Origin of the sequence: Bacteroides sedimenti, from assembly GCF_040365225.1 — a bacterium.
Taxonomy (GTDB): domain Bacteria; phylum Bacteroidota; class Bacteroidia; order Bacteroidales; family Bacteroidaceae; genus Bacteroides; species Bacteroides sedimenti.
Genome location: NZ_AP028055.1, coordinates 1997090 through 2014712 on the forward strand (window position 1 = coordinate 1997090; position 17623 = coordinate 2014712).

Consider the following 17623-nt stretch of genomic DNA (forward strand, 5'->3'; position numbering starts at 1 on the left):
TTCACAATTGTTGAGGTTATCATTATCCACAACAATAATATTTTAATGACTTCACACTAAACCAAGGTAGGGGGGCTTTAATGCTTTTAGTTTTGAATCCCCACCTTTTTCCTTTAAGCTTATGTATTTGTTTTATATTAAATTATCACTTTAGAGAAACGGCTGTAACGATAGATCGTTCCTTACCATCACTGGGTTTAATAGTTCCCTTGCCATTTACCAACATACACGAAGAGCCTCCTCCATCAAGGTTAAGAGCTTCTGTACATCCAAGACTCTGAAGTATTTTTGCTACTTCATTAAGTGTGAAACCAACTACACCCTGAGTCATGTTGCGTCCTTCGCAAACAAAAAATATAAGTTGGTTTTGTTTAGTTATGCCAATAGCTGTTCGAGGATTGTTAGATTCCGGACCAATGCCGCTATCACTATCAAACAACTCTTCAGCATAAGAATTGATGTATTTGCCATCTTTAATTAAAACAGGACCGGCACCAATCGCTGTTTTAGCCTTCCATACAGTTGCTCCTGCAGGAAAGCTGGAAGAAGGCATCTGCAAAGGAGAAGCACCCGACTTGTTATTTGCCGGTGAAGGATAAGAATACGTCACACCATTGTTAGTATAAATCCAGTTTACTTTATAGGTGCCGTCGTTCATTAAACCAAAAGCACCGCGAGTTGGATAGTAAAGCACTTTAGCACTTTGACGATATTCAATTTGATTGTTAGGACTGACTACATTTCCATCACGACACAACATACTCAACGAACTACCCGCCCAAAAATATCCTCCATTCATAACAATTGAAGCTTTTTCTTCGTTATAAAAATCAGAAGGTGTTTTATAGCCTTTAGAATTACCTAACACGTTAAAATCAGCATTTTTGTTCATATCAGCTAGAGCAATATAAGCAATCGCACTTTTACCTTGCAGTGTAGCAGGAGATTTATACACTCTTATATAAGAAGGCAAATCTCCATAACTTGTTTGCAGTGTCCATCCTTGAACAATTATTGCAGAATCGGGGCTTGTTGCATCGACTTTTGGGTCTTCCCATTCCCAAACAGGTGTATTGGTATTGTCTTTACTACAAGATGATGTAGAAAACACCAATCCAATAAAAGCATATGCAATAAAAAATTTAGCTCCTTTTTTCATAATTATATTCTATAGATATAGGAATTTTCTGTATCTCTTCTCAAACAAAGAGATACAGAATTTAAAACAATTATTTTGTTGCAAGATTGATTCCTTCTTTAGCATATTTCCATTGATTGGCAAGCTTCAGGTGAATCATATCAAAAAGGAAATAGCCATCACATACATCCATACATGCCTTTACAGAATTAACAATAGCCTGGTTTTCCTCTTCCTGAGTAGCCGCATTATTAGCATCCCAGTTTCCTACATCAGGACCTCCAGCCACCATCGGACAAGATCCTTTTGTTTTATCTTTTGCTAATTTACAGAATCCCTCCATCGTCCATTCAGCAGAACCGTTTACTCTGAGAGGAGAAGCATATGCTCCGATCAGCATCTGGTCCATTAAAGCTGCATATCCAAAATTTTTATAATTAGCTGTTGCCCATTTATAATAAGAAGAAGTGTTATAATTAGGACTCGCCCAGTTAACTCCAACTTCATAATAGGTAGAATACCATCCACCAACATAAACGCCAAACTTTATTTTTGAATTCACAGACTTGACGGCATTACGCGCTTTCGACATGAAGTCGTACATTACCTTCGCTCTGAACTCAAGCCATTTGGTAAAATAAGTAGGATAAGTAGTCATAGACATAACATTTGTCATTGTTGCTCCTGCAGGCAATATATCACCCGGATAATTGGAAATAACCGCACCTCCCAGATATGCCTGAAACTTTTGACGGGTAATATCTGAAAAGTCAGATTGAATTCCATCAAAACGTCCTCTATCCAGGAATATGCCATCCAGATCATATTTTGCCAGATCTTTGAGCAAGTCACAGAGATATGTCTGTACCTCATCATTAGCCGGGTTGAAAAATTTAGTTCCTGAGCCATTATCCATTGTATTGGTAATACCTCTTGATAGGTTCTCTGATGTTGCCCACGATTTCTTACTTGCATCACGGTATAAAATTCCTTGATTTCCCAAACCACTTCCATTACCACCAGCCATGGTATTAAAGCCGGCATGAACTTTCAGTCCTAACTCGTGTCCTTTATCTATAAATGCCTGCAGATAGTCCCAGGTTGCAGTACGATAAACCTTGGAATAATTTCCATTTACCCAGGCACTCAGCCAGTCAACTTGTTGTACTCCGCTAACAGTCGATTTATAAAGGATATCTCCTGTAGTTGGACGGATATCAACAACAATATCCGTGAAACCGGCATCTTTTGCCAGAGCCAGATCTCTTGCTATGTTCTCCTTACTATTGGCAAAATCATTGAAATTTGCTGCCGCATCGATCCAGATAAACCGAGGTTTATTACTATTAGTATTTGAAGATGGTGGATCGGGAAACACATAATCCGGTGTCTTATCTCCCCCACAAGATGTGTTTAGAAATAATATGAATCCTGCTAATAATATTAAAGCAGAAAATTTGATAATAGAGCTGAATGTTTTCATAAAAGTAAAAATACCTGCACCTTTCTCAGGTGCAGGTTTTTTATTAAGGTTTATATTTAGCTACATGTTAATACAGTCATACTGTACACAAACAACGCAACCGTTAGTAAACATAAAGTACAAATACATATAATATCCATTGTCTGAAACTTTCAAGGCAACATCACCGGTACCATTTGCATTTTGGCCTCCGTTATCTTTACCACCATAAGTTCCGATAGGAGCATTCCATACTGGACTTGTGATACTAGAAGTTGTACTTACATCAAACAGATATATACTATCATCACTTCCCCAAGTAAATGAGTTAATAGTATTATACACAGCATACGGACATTTGTTGAATACAGCATAGTCTGTAGCATTCGGAATCCAGTTGCCGGCATTATTACTCGGAAGATATGTCTTAAGAGTATTTGTAGCTCCGCTAATCCATGCAAATTTATATGGAGATGCATAGAATGCAGCAAAATAATCACTGTTCACATTAGTAGGATCGGTATAAACAATATCACAATTGGTACCCCAACTACCACCAAGACCGCTTACGGTAATGATATTGGGTGTTTGTGACTGAAGAACGCCACCTTTCACCTGCCAACGTGCAAACTGGTTGCCGGCAGCATAGATTGGAGCTGTAATAATGGCGTCGCCATCAATACTACCCTTTACAGATATTTTACGTCCCATTGCCAATCCACCATTCCATTCGATAAACGGCTGAGGAGTTCCGGTTACACCTTTGATCTTCCAAATCTTGAACGCACCTGCATTGGGAGACAGATTACACAACAAGATATTATCATTGTCATCACAAGTATTATAGAAGTTAACAAGATTACCAACGTTATCTCCTAAATTAAGCGTACCTGCAATAGCACCGGTTTTTCTATCCAGATAAATACTGTTCTGATTTCTTGTATTAATTACTACATAATCTTTAGTGGCCGCTATACCACCAGTAAGATTCAATACACTGATTCCAAGCTCAGAATTTAACTTCTTAGACCACAAAACTTTACCACTTCCTGCACGAAGTCCAAATTCAGTTTTAGAAGGAACCGCTTTTTTAACAGTATAAACAGTTGATGTTGTACCATTCTGAGCAGTAACATTAATCTTCACTTCATTATCATAGTTCTGAGCCTGCTTGGTTGGATCCGGACTCATAGTAGCACCGTGAGAAACAGACACTTTCGCCAAAACAGAACCGATATTTTCAAGCGAGATAAGTGATATAGTCTTGGCTCCCTCATCTATCACACCACTTAAACCTGCTGTTGGAATTTCAAAGCTTGAAATTACACATTCTGCACTCTTGCGAATCTCTGCAATTACTTTGTATGTTTTCTTTTTCTTGCTTTGATCAGTTACTGTAATGTAATTATCCTTTGTCAGATCCATATAAAGGATAGCGGGAGAAATAGTTACATTATCATCCAGATTTGCAACCACTCTTACATGTTTAAGTTTATCCATAGTCAAGACATTCTCGGATGTCCTTGGATAATTATATGGGAACACAATGGTAATGATACCATTTTCATAATCTATCTCGCTTGTGAATGAATTCTCAGAGCTATCATCATTATCAAATGATGCTTTAATACTGTTAATACCTTCACGCGAAACAGAAGGAGTCAGGTTCTCCACATCGACACAGCTATTCATCCCAAGCAACAATGAGAAGATAGCAATCATTGACATTATTATATTTTTCATCGCGTTAATCGTTTTATTATTTATAACCAATCGGGATATTGAACAATCAGTGAGTTGTTCTGTAGTTCACTATCAGGAATTGGAAGAATATATGTTTTCTGCAAGAACTTACGATCCTGATAGTCTACATCAATGTATTCGTATTTATCGCCTGTGATCTTGAATCCATGGCAACGATAGTTATTATACTCAATATGTGCAAGTTTCCATCTGCGCATATCCCAGAACAATTGTCCTTCGTAAGCCAATTCAACCTTACGTTCATTTCTGTAATCTTTGAACCATTGATCGCCTGTAGAATTTTTCTCAGGTAGATTAACACGTGCACGAACCTGATTCATCGCACTCTGTGCTTCGCCAATTTTATTGAGACGATAAGCTGCTTCTGCTTTGTTCAGGAGTACTTCTGCATAACGGATTTCAATCCACGGTTGGGTACTGTTTACTCCCTTAAGATCGGTATGAGACTCATCCATCAGTTTTCTTAAGTAATAACCAGTTGTGGTATATCCATAAGTGTAAGGTTGTGCTCTGTATGCCATGAACATACCATAGGTTCCATTCACAGAGTTCTGCATTACATGACCTTTCCATGTACATCCAGGATAAATAATAGATGCTTTGAAACGAGGTTCAAGTGATTCATAGGGAGGACGAGAAGCATCAGCTTTATGATACGGAGTCCAGTCCATCTTGGTTCCATCTGCTTTTTCGTAGCATTCAACCATCTCCTGAGTAGGAGTACCTAATCCACCAAATTCATATCCATCACTCAGTGGACAATAGTCACGGTCAAAAAGATGATATGGACCAATCTTATTATAATCAAACTCCAGAATAGCCTCTGAGTTATTGCCTGCACAAGCCTGTGCATAATCACTAACTAATGCAAATTTCCCTGATTTGATCACTTCATCGGCAGCATCGTATGCTTTCTGCCAGCGTTCAGCATACAACATCGCTCTTGACTTAAATGCCAAAGCGGCATATTTAGTGAGACGTCCTTTGTCTGCTGATGAAGGCCAAGCTTCAGGAAGGTTTGCTATCGCATAATCCAGATCCGATTCAATAAGGTTCCAGGTTTCTTCTGCAGTACTACAAGCTACATCTTTTTTCATCTCTGCCAAATCAGTATGAAGGATTACCCCTCCGTGACGTTTTGCCAGTTGGAAATAGACAAATGCTCTAAAGAAACGAGTTTGAGCTTCCAATTTAATATTCTGAGCCTCATCAAATTTTGAAAATTTCTTCATTGAGTTCAGAAACTGGTTCATTCTACGGATTTCGTCATAAGCATCACTCCAGCAATCATAGAAACAACCAGCTGAAGTTACTGTAGTTGGATTAAATACATAATTGTTTGGATGACCAGCCTTATGGCCTAACGCATAAGAACCATATTTGAACGCATCTGTCAAACTCTCGGTAAGGCTTCCCTGAAACTGAAGTGAACCAAACTGGCTATATTTACTCAAATAAGTATAGAATCCGTTCACATATAGATCTGCACTCGCTTCATCTTCCCAAACCACCTTACTAGTAAGAGTGTCTGTCGGGGTAAGATTCAACCAGTCATCACAGCTGCTGAATCCAGCTACTAAAGCAGCCAAGATTGTTATTTTGAATATTTTTTTCATTGTTCTCAAATTATAATGTTAAACTAACACCTACAGAAAAAGTTCTTTGTTGTGGATAGTATCCATTGTTAACTCCAGGTTGTTCAGGGTCAATATTATATTTAGTAAGTTCACTGAAGGTCAGAACGTTTGAACCTTCAACATAGATTCTAAAGTTATTAACACCGCAAGGTTTTACAATGCTTTGTGGCAATGAATAACCCAACTGGAATGTTTTCAAACGTAGGTAATCACCTGATCTGTACCAGAAAGTAGATGAATAAGCATTATTGCTGCTCACTGGAACAAGTGACAAACGTGGAAACTCCGCATTTGTATGATCTGGAGTCCAGGAATTTTCAGCCAAGAATACCGGAGAGTTACCACCGTGATAGAACAATTTTGTAAACGCAGTATTATCCATAATTCCTTGTGAGCCGGTAGCCGAATAAACACCAGTCAAAGCTACAGTTCTTCCCAGACCGGATTGTAACAGAATGTCAAAGTCAAATCCTTTCCATGAACCGCTCAAATCAAGCGAAGACTGGAATTTTGGATAAGCACTCTTACCTACATAACCCATATCCTGAGCATAGGTAATTTTACCATCACCGTTTCTGTCCTTGTATTTAATATAACCAGGAAGCACATTAGATCCCGGAATAGTAGCATGATTATCAATTTCTTCCTGAGACTGGAAAAGACCTTCAGAAATGAAACCAAGCTGAGCGCCCACTTCCTTACCGGTTAGTTTCATGTAGTCAGGTGTATTCTCTGAATCACTACCTACATAAAGCCATTTGCGCTTAGCAAGTGTTCCAATCCATTTTACACCATAATTGAAATCACCGATACGGTTATTATGAGTGATTGTAAAATCGAAACCACGATAGTCTCTTTTATTTATGTTAGCTACATTGAAATAATATCCACCCATTGAAGGAGGGTATTTACCGCTGATAGCAGAGAGTAGATCATATTCGTATTTGTAGAATACATCAAATTCAACGCCTAACAATCCTTTCCATGCAGTGAAATCAACTCCGAGATTATAGGTGAGACACTCTGCCCAATGCAAGTTAATATTACCCAATGTAGAAGCATAGATTATACTTTGACTTGCTCCACCTAAGATTACCTGGTTGGTTGATACACCCATTAAATCCAAAAACATAAAATCACTAACTGCTGATGTAGCTGTTTTACCAACACCTCCTCTAATCTTCAGGTTGTCAACCCAATCGGTGTTAAACCAATCTTCTTTGTTTAATCTCCATCCCAGTGATACTGCCGGCAGATTTGTCCAGCGTGCACCATCCATTCCACTAAACAAATAACTTCCGTCACGACGAATGGATACCTCTGCCAAATATTTCTCATCGTAGTCATAATTAACACGACCAACGAATCCTAATACACGTTTATTTCCACTGTAACCAGACAAAACAGGATATTTATCCTGACCTGCACCAGTTTTGTTTGTTATCTTACTCAATTCGTCCAATGCAATAAAATCGAGTCCATAACCGGTTGCTCCCAGTGAATTGCTGAATCCGTTACGGGTTTCAACTAATCCAATGGCATTGACTTTATGCTTACCAAATGCTCTGTTGAAGTTAATGCTTGATTGTGTAACAACATTAGTTGAACGAGCAGCAGATTCTGTTAAAGAAATATTCCCGCTATTATCTGTAAACATGCTATAGGACAACGCCTGTGTTGATGAATTAGGTTTAGACATCAACATTGTTTTAAATGGAGTAGCTAAACTCTTTCCAAACTGAAAAGACATATCATAAGCTCCCATAAATTTGAAACTTAAACCTTTTAGCCAGGGTGCATCATATTTCAAAGAGAAATTTGATTGAATAAATGTATTATTATAGTTATTATAACCCGACTCATTTATAGCAGCAAGCGGACTTACCGGAGAAGAATCAGTTGGAGTTGCTGTATAATATTCCTTCCCCTGATAAGTTATTTTTTCAGGAACATAAGGTAACGCACGTACTGCTTGTTGAGGAATGTTGTGCCAATCATCCGGATTAGCTGAATATCTTGGATTTTCACGTTTTTCAATGCGTCCGGAGATACCTAATTCCATGGACAGGTTATCGGTAATTTTAGCATCGATATTAGAACGAAGGTTAAAACGATCGTAATTAAAATTATCCACATTACCATCTTGAGTAAATGTACCTACTGATGTAAAGAAACGAACTTTCTCAGTACCTCCGGTTGCACTTACGTTGTGATGCATGTTTGTTCCAACACCAAATACTTTTTTGTACCAGTTAGTATTTCCCCAACCGTCTTCACCGTTTATCATTTTCTGTACATGGTCTGTAGTGAAAACAGGTTGATCACCATCCAAAACTCTCGCATTATTGTACCAGTATGCATATCCAGGACCATCGAGCCACTTAATCTGTTTGGCATTCTGACTTATACCGTAGGAACCAGTATAGCTGATACGAGGTTTTTCCACTTTACCTTTTTTGGTAGTTACAATAACAACTGCCGATGCATCAAGTCCATATACAGCAGCCGAAGTTGCATCCTTCAACACAGAAACCGATTCAATTTCGTTTGGATCAATTTCATTAAAACTTCTCTGAACTCCATCCACAATGTAAGTTGCACTCTGGCCACGTACAAGTAATGATGCAGCATCACTACCCGGCTGACCCGAAGTCTGCAGCATAGTAACACCTGCCACACGAGTACCAACCACGTTTGTTATACCCATTGTTGGAGCCTTAAGCATTTCTTTATCAGACATGGTTGATACAGATCCGGTAACGCTGACACGTTTCTGCGTTCCATAACCTACTACAACCACTTCATCCAACGACAAAGCATTTTCTTTCAGAACTACATTAAGTTTAGTTCTGCCTTTCAGAGCAATTTCCTGTTTGTCAAAACCAACGAAAGTAAACACCAATGTAACATTGGCATTAGGCACCTTTAGTTGATACTGTCCGTTCAAATCGGTAATTGCTCCATTTGTTGTCCCCTTAACAGCCACAGAAGCCCCTATCAAAGGATCGTTCTGAGAGTCGGTGACAACACCGGTAACACTCACCTGAGCGTGCATACTCATCAAGAACAACGAGCATACGAAAGAAGCCAGTAGCCTCCCTCCCCATTTTAATTGTCTTTTCATATTACATAATTTTAAGGTAAATAAAATTGTTTTTCATTATTATTTATTCTTTAAGATGGATTTTCAAATACGAAAATGTTCCCGATAACGTTCATACAAATGTCCGGCCTGTAAATAGGTGGAATTTGGGCTCATAAAATGAGAGAACTCAAATGTAATGGCATTTTCCATGCCTGCTTTCCGGGCAGCTTCCAGCTTCAGCAATAGTTTTTCCCATTTAATTGGAAGGAAACGGATAGGCATATCTCTGTCGAACGATTCAATATTTGTCCAGCATTTTATGCCGTATTTATCTGCCAGTTTTTTATTGACGACCAGATAATCATATAATTCATGGTAATCAACCTGTCCATCCTGAAAAGCCATGATGTCGACAGCTCCCTGTACATTATTCAGGATTTCATCCCATTCTTCCTCGTGTTCCTTTACAGAAAGAGCTTTGTCACCACTCATTACCTGGTCTGTTTTAACTCCGTGGATGTAAGGAGAAACGAGGGTTGTCAAATTACCGGATACCTCTTTGGCGTGTTTACCAACTTCTGCGTAGATTTTAGACATATTTTTGGTTCTACGGCTAATTTCCTGAGATAAGTACCATCCTTGGAATGATTTATGGTGTCCGTACTTCTTCCATACTTCATCAATCAGATGCATATTCAAATCTATCTCTTTTTGGAACTTTCCTTCAATCCAGTATTTCCCTGAATCGTACATTCCGAAGTAGAATGCCATGCCATGCTTGTCAGCCAAGGTAAGGAACATTTCTACCAAGTCAACAGGTGGATAATAAACATCTTCTCCTTTAAGAATAGATTCGAATGGTGCTGCAATCCAGCGCGCCAATCCCGAACGGATCATTACCACTGTATTGATCCCCATTTTTTTCATAGCCAGGAAATCTTTGTCCCAATCTTTCACTCCCCAGTTCTGATGCGGGATGTCCCAGCTGACTTCATCAAGAAAAGTGGCGCGAATCGGCATTCCCTTCATCACGTTTGGTGTAACAAACGAGTCTTTATTAAAAGTATTAAAAGCTGACTGAGTTGATTCAATTGCCTTACCCGAAGCAAAAAGCTTCTGACCAGCTAGCAATGAAGATGCAGCTAATACTCCTTTTAAGAAATTTCTACGTTGATTCATCATTTTTTTAAGTTAGAATATTTTTTTTGCAATTTATAAAATCTGTAACCAGAGTTTTGTTTTCCAATTGTTCAAGCACTTGCCAACATTGGTATAGACCACGGGGAACGTGGAAGCATCCTTTCCATTTTCCGCCTTTGAGTGAAAGAAGCACTTCTCCACGACGATTCAGATAACCATACCATTCAGGGTGCTTAGGGTCTTTGAAGTGAGTCCAAACATAATTGTGTATCTTCTCAAACCACTCAAGACATTCCTGAGAACCGGTTAATTGGTATCCTTTCAATAAGGAGATCAATGATTCAATATGTACCCACCAAAGTTTTTGATCCCATTCCAATTGTTGTGTAGGACGTCCCAAGCGATCCATGAAATAGAAAATGCCACCATACTCCTTATCCCAACCGTACTCAAGCATGGTAAGCGTGATGTCTTTCGCCTTTTCAATTAAATCCTGACGATTGAGTCGTTTGCCCAGATCCATAATAAACCACATGGCCTCGATAGCATGTCCCGGATTAACCAATCGTCCATCGAATGTATCCGATAATTCACCCTCTGTTGTTACATTCTCAATAATGATTCCTCCCAGTTCAGGACGATAAAATACATCCATAACCTCGTGGATACATGTATCAATTGTTTGATTCAGAAAATCCTTGTCAAGCAGGTGTTCTATCTCCAAAGAGAGGTTACAAAGTATCATTGGGAGAGCAAAGTTCTTCAGATTGCGGGTTCCGGGATACATTTTGTTCCATTTTCCTTTTGGATTAGCAGTCTTTGAAAGGATTATCTCAAAGGTCTTGCGTGCAATTTCCGCATACTCCTGATTACCGGTAGCCAGACTAAGCTGCCCGAATGCCATTGTTGCAAAAGTGTATGAGAAAATATTATAGGGTTCAATCAATGGATTACCTTCGCGGTCGAGTGAAAAATACCAGTTATAGTTACCATCATGGCCATATTTCTTCATGAATTCGCCACCTTGTACTGCGCAATCCAGCCATTCCTGACGTTTTTCCACTTTATTATAAAGCATTGAAAACATCCAGACTTCTCTTCCTTGCAACCAGATAAATTTATCTGTGTCAAAAACAGAGCCGTCTCTCTCAAGACAAGTGAAATATCCTCCGAATTCTTTATCCTGTGATTTGTCAAGCCAGAAAGGGAGAACATGTTCAAGGAGTTCATCCTTGTATTGTTTTGCTAAACTATTAAAATCCATAATTGTTATAATTTAATTTTTATATAGCGTTCAATTTATATTTAGACCTACACCTTTCTATAAAAAAGAGTAGATATTATTAACGTTAAATGTAGGGAATTACTTGCCTAAGTAATTACTCAAGCACAACTATTGTTTATATTTATTATCTTATTTTATTTATCCCACATCTTCTCAATCTCTTCCAGAGATTTACCAGTTGTTTCGGGAACTAATTTCCAAATGATCAACATATATGGCACACACATCACGGCAAAAAGAATAAATGTTCCTGCCGGAGTCAGATTTTCGAGCATCCAGGGAGTAAGCTGTCCAATCAGATAAGTTCCAACCCAGAGGGAGAATCCGGCAATAGACATGGCCAGTCCCCGAACTTTGATAGGATACATTTCTGAAAGGAGTACCCAGATGACTGCACAGATTGAAACGGCACAACAAAATATATAAAAAAGGAAACATATTAAAAGGAACAGGTTCGGAATTCCCAATGCTTCTCCTTGTGTAAAGTAGAACGCAATGAGAATAAGGCTTAGAATCATACCAGATACTCCGTAATATACCAATTTTTTTCTGCCCACTTTATCAATAATCAACATTGCCAAAACGGTAGTCAACATATTTACAGCCCCTACCAAAACCTGATAGAATAATGAGTCACCATTTGACAGACCGCTGCTTTCAAAAATAGTGGGGCCATAGTAAAGCACTGCATTTACCCCCATGAATTGTCCTAGGATTGCAATGCCCACACCAATCAATACAGCTTTCATTATTCCCGGTTTCAGAATGAACTTCCATTCCGATTTTGTTTCGGTATGTGAAGCCGCGCGGGTTGCAGCCAATTCGGTCTGAGCATCATTCTCATTACCATAAATGCGTTGTAAAATATGTTTTGCACTCGACTCTTTTTTCTTGAGAATCAACCAGCGAGGACTTTCGGGTATAAAGAAAATAATGAAGAAGAATATTAATGCAGGAACAGATTCCATACCCAACATACCTCTCCATGCCTCTGTATGGAAAACCTTCAGCATTAGAGGATGAGTCAGTTTTTCAGCTCCATCGATAGAATATTGCAGCAACCAGTAGTTTACCAGATACGCACCAAGGAAACCAACTGTTACAGCCAACTGATAGAGTGAAACAAGCTGTCCTCTGTATTTGGGAACAGAAACTTCTGAGATATAAAGCGGAGAGATGATTGAAACAACACCGATACCAACGCCACCGATAATCCGATAGAAAACCAGTTCGTTAAAAGTGCCAGAGATGGCGCATCCGATACCCGATACTGAGAAGAGAATCGCCGACAGAATCATGGTTTTTTTTCTGCCAAATGAATCACTCAGAACTCCGGCACACATAACTCCGATAATCGATCCTACCAATGCACAACCTACAAACCACCCTTGCTGAATGGAGTCAAGAGAAAATAACGAGGCTACCTGTGCGATAGTGCCAGAAATTACAGCCGTATCATAGCCGAATAGGAAACCTCCTACTGCGGCTACGAACGACAAGAAAACCACATAACTAATATTAACCGTCTGTTTCATCGAGATTTTATTTAAGTCTGAAATATTCTTTGTAACGATCGTAAAGATGTCCGGCCTGAGAATAAGCTGACTGAGGACTCATAAAATGAGAGAACTCAAAAGTGATAGCTTTATCATATCCGGCACGTTTGGCTGCTTCAAGTTTCAGGCGAAGTTTGTCGAACTTGATTGGGAGAAACTTGATTGGCATATCCCGGTCAAACGATTCAGCATTCGTCCAGCATTCCATTTTGTATTTATCAGCCAGTTTTTTATTTACCGAGAAGAATGCATCCAGTTCATCATAATCAATATGTCCGTCCTGGAAAGCACAGGCATCAACCACATCATGGATACCATCAAAGATCTCATTCCACTCCTTTTCATGTTGTTCAACAGAAACTGCATCGTTCTTACTCAAAGAAGAGCCACTTGCCATCACCGCTTTCTTTCCGTCAATCCAAGGTGAAATAAAGGTTGGCAATCCTCCTGAAACATCTTTGCATTGCTTACCCATAGAATGAAATGCGCCGATGGCGCCTTTGGTTGCACGACTAATTTCACCACTTATGTACCATCCACCAAAGCTTTTATACTTCGAACCGTATTTTTTCCATACCTCGTCAATAACATACTTGTTATCTTCCACTTCCCAGGTCATATCGCCGGTATCCCAATAACGGCCGGAATCGTATAATCCAAAATAAAACTTCATGCCATACTTCTCGGCAAGGCGTAGATACATATCCAATAGATCGACCGACGGCATATAACATCCTTTTTTCTTTAGCAGATATTCAGATGGATAAGTTATGAATTTACGGTATCCGGAACGGATCATTATTACGGTATCAATCCCCATGCTTTTCATGTACCTGAAATCCAGGTCCCACTCCTTCTCTCCCCAGTTCTGATGAGGGATATCATGTGATATCTCATCTAGGAAGGTTCCAGTAATCTTCAGTCCATTATTTTTAGGCACAATCAATTTACTCTCAACAGAGCTGTCGAGTCTTAATTTCCCCGCCTGGTCCATATCCTCTTCCTTAAATCCCATCAACGAAGGGATAACCATTGCCGAAGCGCCAGCCAGTGCTGCTTTTTTAAGGAAATTTCTGCGTTCGTTTTCCATAATATTTTTTAATATGTTAGTTTTACTTGCAATTTCCCCGCAGATCAACCTCTTTTTTATTGAAAGGATCAAGCAACTGATCAATAAGCAGTGCCATCTCTCCGCGTTTTATCTCCTTTTCAGGATTCATTTCTGGCAATCCGTAATCAGCAAATATCTTACGGGCTAGTGCAACAATCTCTCCATTCAACGTAATATTCTCATTTTTGGCAATCTGAGAAATCAATTCAAGGGCTTCTTGCTGGGTTATAGTATTTTTTGTTGTATCAAATACAGCTGAAGGGTAAAACTCCTTCAATCCATCCAGTTCGGAAGTAAGCAGTAAGGTGTCGGTCCGTAGCCATGTTTGGTTAGACCATCCAACATTTTTACCCGTTCCTTTCAATATTCCGGTAGATCCTATCCTTTGGTAAGGTTTAAACAGAGGGCTAGTTACTTCAACATCCAAATAAGGCAGCAGATAACCTCCGGCTTCCAAAATCGCATTCTGAACTTTACGAACAGAAACTTTTCTTGCAGAAATCTGATCCTTTACAGACAAAGCCGCTAAAGCCCCTGCAGCTTGACCAATCTGCATGACAACCGGCTGCAAACGAGTTGTGCCATTTGCAAGATTTGATACAGATATAGATTTTTCGGCAACGACCAATCCATCTACTTCTTTGGGTATCAAGGTTCCTAAAGGCAATCCATAGGAAGGTACCGGATAGAAATAGAGATCTGGAAGTTCTTCCACTCCGTGATAACGAGTATGGTGATGGTCTACCGGATAATCGCCCACTGCAATGCAGGTGCGGTATAATTTTTCCGGCTGGTTGTATGGATGCGTTATGTCATTCAATGTAAAGCGCACCTCACCGTGTATTCTTCTTGATTCTCTGTGATATGGAATGAAAGGAAGCTTATCAGCAGTTGGATATTCATCATCTGCAAGCCCTAACGTATTCAAGCCCAACTCCTTTTGCATAAAATAAAGGAAACACATTGTATGATGCTTTGCATATTTTAAAGCTTCATTCCGTTCTTGCGTAGTCATATCAACCAGATTGATATAATAATCGTTTCCTTCAATAGGCCAATTGATCATGTATTTGTTATTCGGAAGCTTTCCATAGGTAATCATCATATCCTTCGACCACAAACGATGAGGTTCTTTGGGCTTTATACAAACAGGATTGGCACATGCGCAGGCAAATACAGTGGGGTCATATCCTTCCGGCCGTGAAATAGTCATATCTTTCCCATAATCTTTAAGCACAGCCACATAAGTAATGTCTTGTACGATATGATTCTTTTTTTCGGGAGCAATTGATTCTTTTGTATCAGAACGACTCTCCATACCTACGTCATATTTTACTCCGCATAATTTGGCAATATCGCCCAATTCGGTCGCATCAATCAGTACCCTTGACGAAATTCTTTTTTTCTTTCCTCCACAATTAACCGTAACATTCCAGCCATTTCCATTTCGCTGTACTAACTCTACTTTTGTTTCTTTCCATACATTAAGAGCCTTTTCGCGCGCTGTTAGTTGGTTTAGTATTTTATTACCTACTGAAGGTTCGAATAAAACGTTGCTTACCCAGCCGGTTTTAACTGAATCGGGGCCACCGTAATAATCGGTAATCGCGTGTTTGAATTCACCCCAAAGACCTCCGGGGAGTTGATAATTGCCATCTATGGCACTTACACCGGCAGAAGTGAGCATACCTCCCAACCAGGGAGTCTCCTCAATTACCAAAGTGTTAACACCAAGACGAGCTGACTGGATACCGGCAGTAACGCCACTACCACCTCCACCAATTACCAACACATCTGTTTTGATTTCTGGTAAACTCTTACAGGATGTAAGAAACAGAAAAATAGCAAAATACTTAATTCCTTTCATCGGTTTTATCATAGATATAAGATTCACAAAAAAATAATAAATATATAAGCACTAACAGGATATATATTAAATTATTAAGCTATTCGTTTGATTTAAAAGAGAATAATCAGATAGCCGTTTTCTTTCCAATAATTAATTAATCTAAGGCAACAATACTAATAAATAATTGTTTTTCAGTCGCAAATATACAAATATTAATTATAAAACAAATAATAGTGCAAAATTTTATTTTAAACTCTATATATTCCTAAATTTAATATTATTTTAATATTCGAGTACGTTTATTAATATCTTTAATAAAGTACTGATTTACACTTCTAAATATAGCAATAAATAAACAATAAAGAACATTTATTTCCATTTTTTTGCAAACTATTGTATCCATATGTTAATTTGGTTTTCATTTTGTATACATTAGTTAATGTCATATTATTCTTGCAAAAGCAACAAATCTTTATCTCTTTATAAAATTTCTGCTGTATTCCACCAAGCATTGGTTAGCATAAAAGATAAAAAACACTATGACCCCCTCTCGAAAATAAATAAAGTACAATGAACCGCAAAATGCTATCAATAGTAGTAGCTATAATTAGTATTTACCATTATAACGATTATAAAATAAAATGCTTTCTTGCCAGTACTCATCCATTGTTTTCATTTTCATATATATATATAAGGTATAGGGCTACATAAATAGAACAAACCTACACATCAGCTACTATCAATAATCACCCGGCAATTATAGATCATGTCATGTGATGAGCGCAATCCACGTAAGCAATCATGCATTACACAGCCCAACAAGGAACTTTAGATAAAGTAAATTAAACCGGAAATTTAACTCGCAACAAGGTGTCAAGTCTAAAAAAACATTATATATTCGATCATCATTATCCGCCAAAACATAATAGAATTAAGATCAAAAGTAGCAGCCTCAAAACCGATAATTAAAGATACGACTCATTCAATTAGATAAAACAACAGCAATGATTACCAGAATCATGTACATATCTCATCTCAATCATGTACATGTTTGGATTCAATCTTGTACATGATTGAGATGAGATATGTACATAATTGGGTTAATTGTCGGTGTTGTTTGGGTCAATTCATTGCCTTGTTTCTCTAATCGCTGGTTTTAGGTTGACTACTGTTGTTCCAAACACTGTAATGGGTTGACTAATGAATTCTTAAGCCTGATTTGGGTTGCCTCTCATATTTATAGTGCAAATAATCAGTCATATATTGCTATTGGGCTGTTCTCTGGGGTGGAGAGGGTGGAGAGAAAACAAAGGTTTTTCGGTTTCAGAAAATGAAATTTGAAAATTCTTCAAAAAGATTTTTTTTCAAATATGAAATCCTGAAACCGAAAAAAGGACTATTTTACTCCACCCTCCCCACCCCCGGTTTTGTGAATGATCTTATATTGGGTAGTTCCTTTGTATTTTTTGAACTGAAAATTCAGAGATTTCAAATTCCGCCCCAGCTTTACAATCATCTTTAGTTCATGGCAATACGTTTCTTGCTCTTGAAGCATTTTGCCTGCTGCAAAAAACAACGAACTTTACCAGCTCATCG

General features: G+C 38.5%; 10 protein-coding genes. All 10 read right to left on the reverse strand.

Annotated elements, in window-relative coordinates; translation table 11 throughout:
• Nucleotides 1-145: 145 nt before the first annotated feature.
• Entirely contained in the window at nucleotides 146-1165 is a 1020-nt protein-coding gene (locus ABWU87_RS08010) for a phosphodiester glycosidase family protein (protein WP_434533919.1), read from the reverse strand.
• A 64-nt stretch (nucleotides 1166-1229) separates the two neighbouring features.
• Nucleotides 1230-2621 (reverse strand): alpha amylase family protein, encoded by a 1392-nt coding sequence (locus ABWU87_RS08015; RefSeq protein ID WP_353329691.1) that lies wholly within the window; start codon nucleotides 2619-2621, stop codon nucleotides 1230-1232.
• 60 nt (nucleotides 2622-2681) lie between these two features.
• Nucleotides 2682-4343 carry a DUF5018 domain-containing protein gene (locus ABWU87_RS08020; protein ID WP_353329693.1) on the reverse strand — a complete coding sequence of 554 codons (1662 nt, stop codon included), beginning with the start codon at nucleotides 4341-4343 and terminating at the stop codon, nucleotides 2682-2684.
• A gap of 20 nt (nucleotides 4344-4363) precedes the next feature.
• The gene (locus tag ABWU87_RS08025; RefSeq protein ID WP_353329695.1) at nucleotides 4364-5980 is read right to left on the reverse strand and encodes a RagB/SusD family nutrient uptake outer membrane protein; all 1617 of its coding nucleotides are present in this window, start codon (nucleotides 5978-5980) and stop codon (nucleotides 4364-4366) included.
• A 10-nt stretch (nucleotides 5981-5990) separates the two neighbouring features.
• Nucleotides 5991-9125: a SusC/RagA family TonB-linked outer membrane protein gene (locus ABWU87_RS08030; RefSeq protein WP_353329697.1), complete on the reverse strand. Its 3135-nt coding sequence runs from the start codon at nucleotides 9123-9125 to the stop codon at nucleotides 5991-5993.
• Between the two features lie 63 nt (nucleotides 9126-9188).
• The gene (locus ABWU87_RS08035) at nucleotides 9189-10265 is read right to left on the reverse strand and encodes a DUF4434 domain-containing protein (protein WP_353334436.1); all 1077 of its coding nucleotides are present in this window, start codon (nucleotides 10263-10265) and stop codon (nucleotides 9189-9191) included.
• Nucleotides 10266-10272: 7 nt separating this feature from the next.
• A complete protein-coding gene (locus ABWU87_RS08040) occupies nucleotides 10273-11490 on the reverse strand; it encodes an AGE family epimerase/isomerase (protein ID WP_353329698.1) in 1218 nt (405 codons plus the stop codon).
• A gap of 155 nt (nucleotides 11491-11645) precedes the next feature.
• Nucleotides 11646-13046 (reverse strand): sugar porter family MFS transporter, encoded by a 1401-nt coding sequence (locus ABWU87_RS08045; RefSeq protein WP_353329700.1) that lies wholly within the window; start codon nucleotides 13044-13046, stop codon nucleotides 11646-11648.
• A 7-nt stretch (nucleotides 13047-13053) separates the two neighbouring features.
• On the reverse strand, nucleotides 13054-14157 hold the full coding sequence (locus tag ABWU87_RS08050; RefSeq protein ID WP_353329702.1) for a DUF4434 domain-containing protein: 1104 nt from the start codon (nucleotides 14155-14157) through the stop codon (nucleotides 13054-13056).
• A gap of 22 nt (nucleotides 14158-14179) precedes the next feature.
• Nucleotides 14180-16045 (reverse strand): FAD-dependent oxidoreductase, encoded by a 1866-nt coding sequence (locus ABWU87_RS08055; RefSeq protein ID WP_353329704.1) that lies wholly within the window; start codon nucleotides 16043-16045, stop codon nucleotides 14180-14182.
• Nucleotides 16046-17623: the final 1578 nt, after the last annotated feature.

Coding starts and splice junctions, on each gene's coding strand:
- ABWU87_RS08015 (WP_353329691.1), bottom strand. CDS start 2,621: ATGAAAACATTCAGCTCTATTATCAAATTTTCTGCTTTAATATTATTA.
- ABWU87_RS08020 (WP_353329693.1), bottom strand. CDS start 4,343: ATGAAAAATATAATAATGTCAATGATTGCTATCTTCTCATTGTTGCTT.
- ABWU87_RS08025 (WP_353329695.1), bottom strand. CDS start 5,980: ATGAAAAAAATATTCAAAATAACAATCTTGGCTGCTTTAGTAGCTGGA.
- ABWU87_RS08030 (WP_353329697.1), bottom strand. CDS start 9,125: ATGAAAAGACAATTAAAATGGGGAGGGAGGCTACTGGCTTCTTTCGTA.
- ABWU87_RS08035 (WP_353334436.1), bottom strand. CDS start 10,265: ATGAATCAACGTAGAAATTTCTTAAAAGGAGTATTAGCTGCATCTTCA.
- ABWU87_RS08040 (WP_353329698.1), bottom strand. CDS start 11,490: ATGGATTTTAATAGTTTAGCAAAACAATACAAGGATGAACTCCTTGAA.
- ABWU87_RS08045 (WP_353329700.1), bottom strand. CDS start 13,046: ATGAAACAGACGGTTAATATTAGTTATGTGGTTTTCTTGTCGTTCGTA.
- ABWU87_RS08050 (WP_353329702.1), bottom strand. CDS start 14,157: ATGGAAAACGAACGCAGAAATTTCCTTAAAAAAGCAGCACTGGCTGGC.
- ABWU87_RS08055 (WP_353329704.1), bottom strand. CDS start 16,045: ATGAAAGGAATTAAGTATTTTGCTATTTTTCTGTTTCTTACATCCTGT.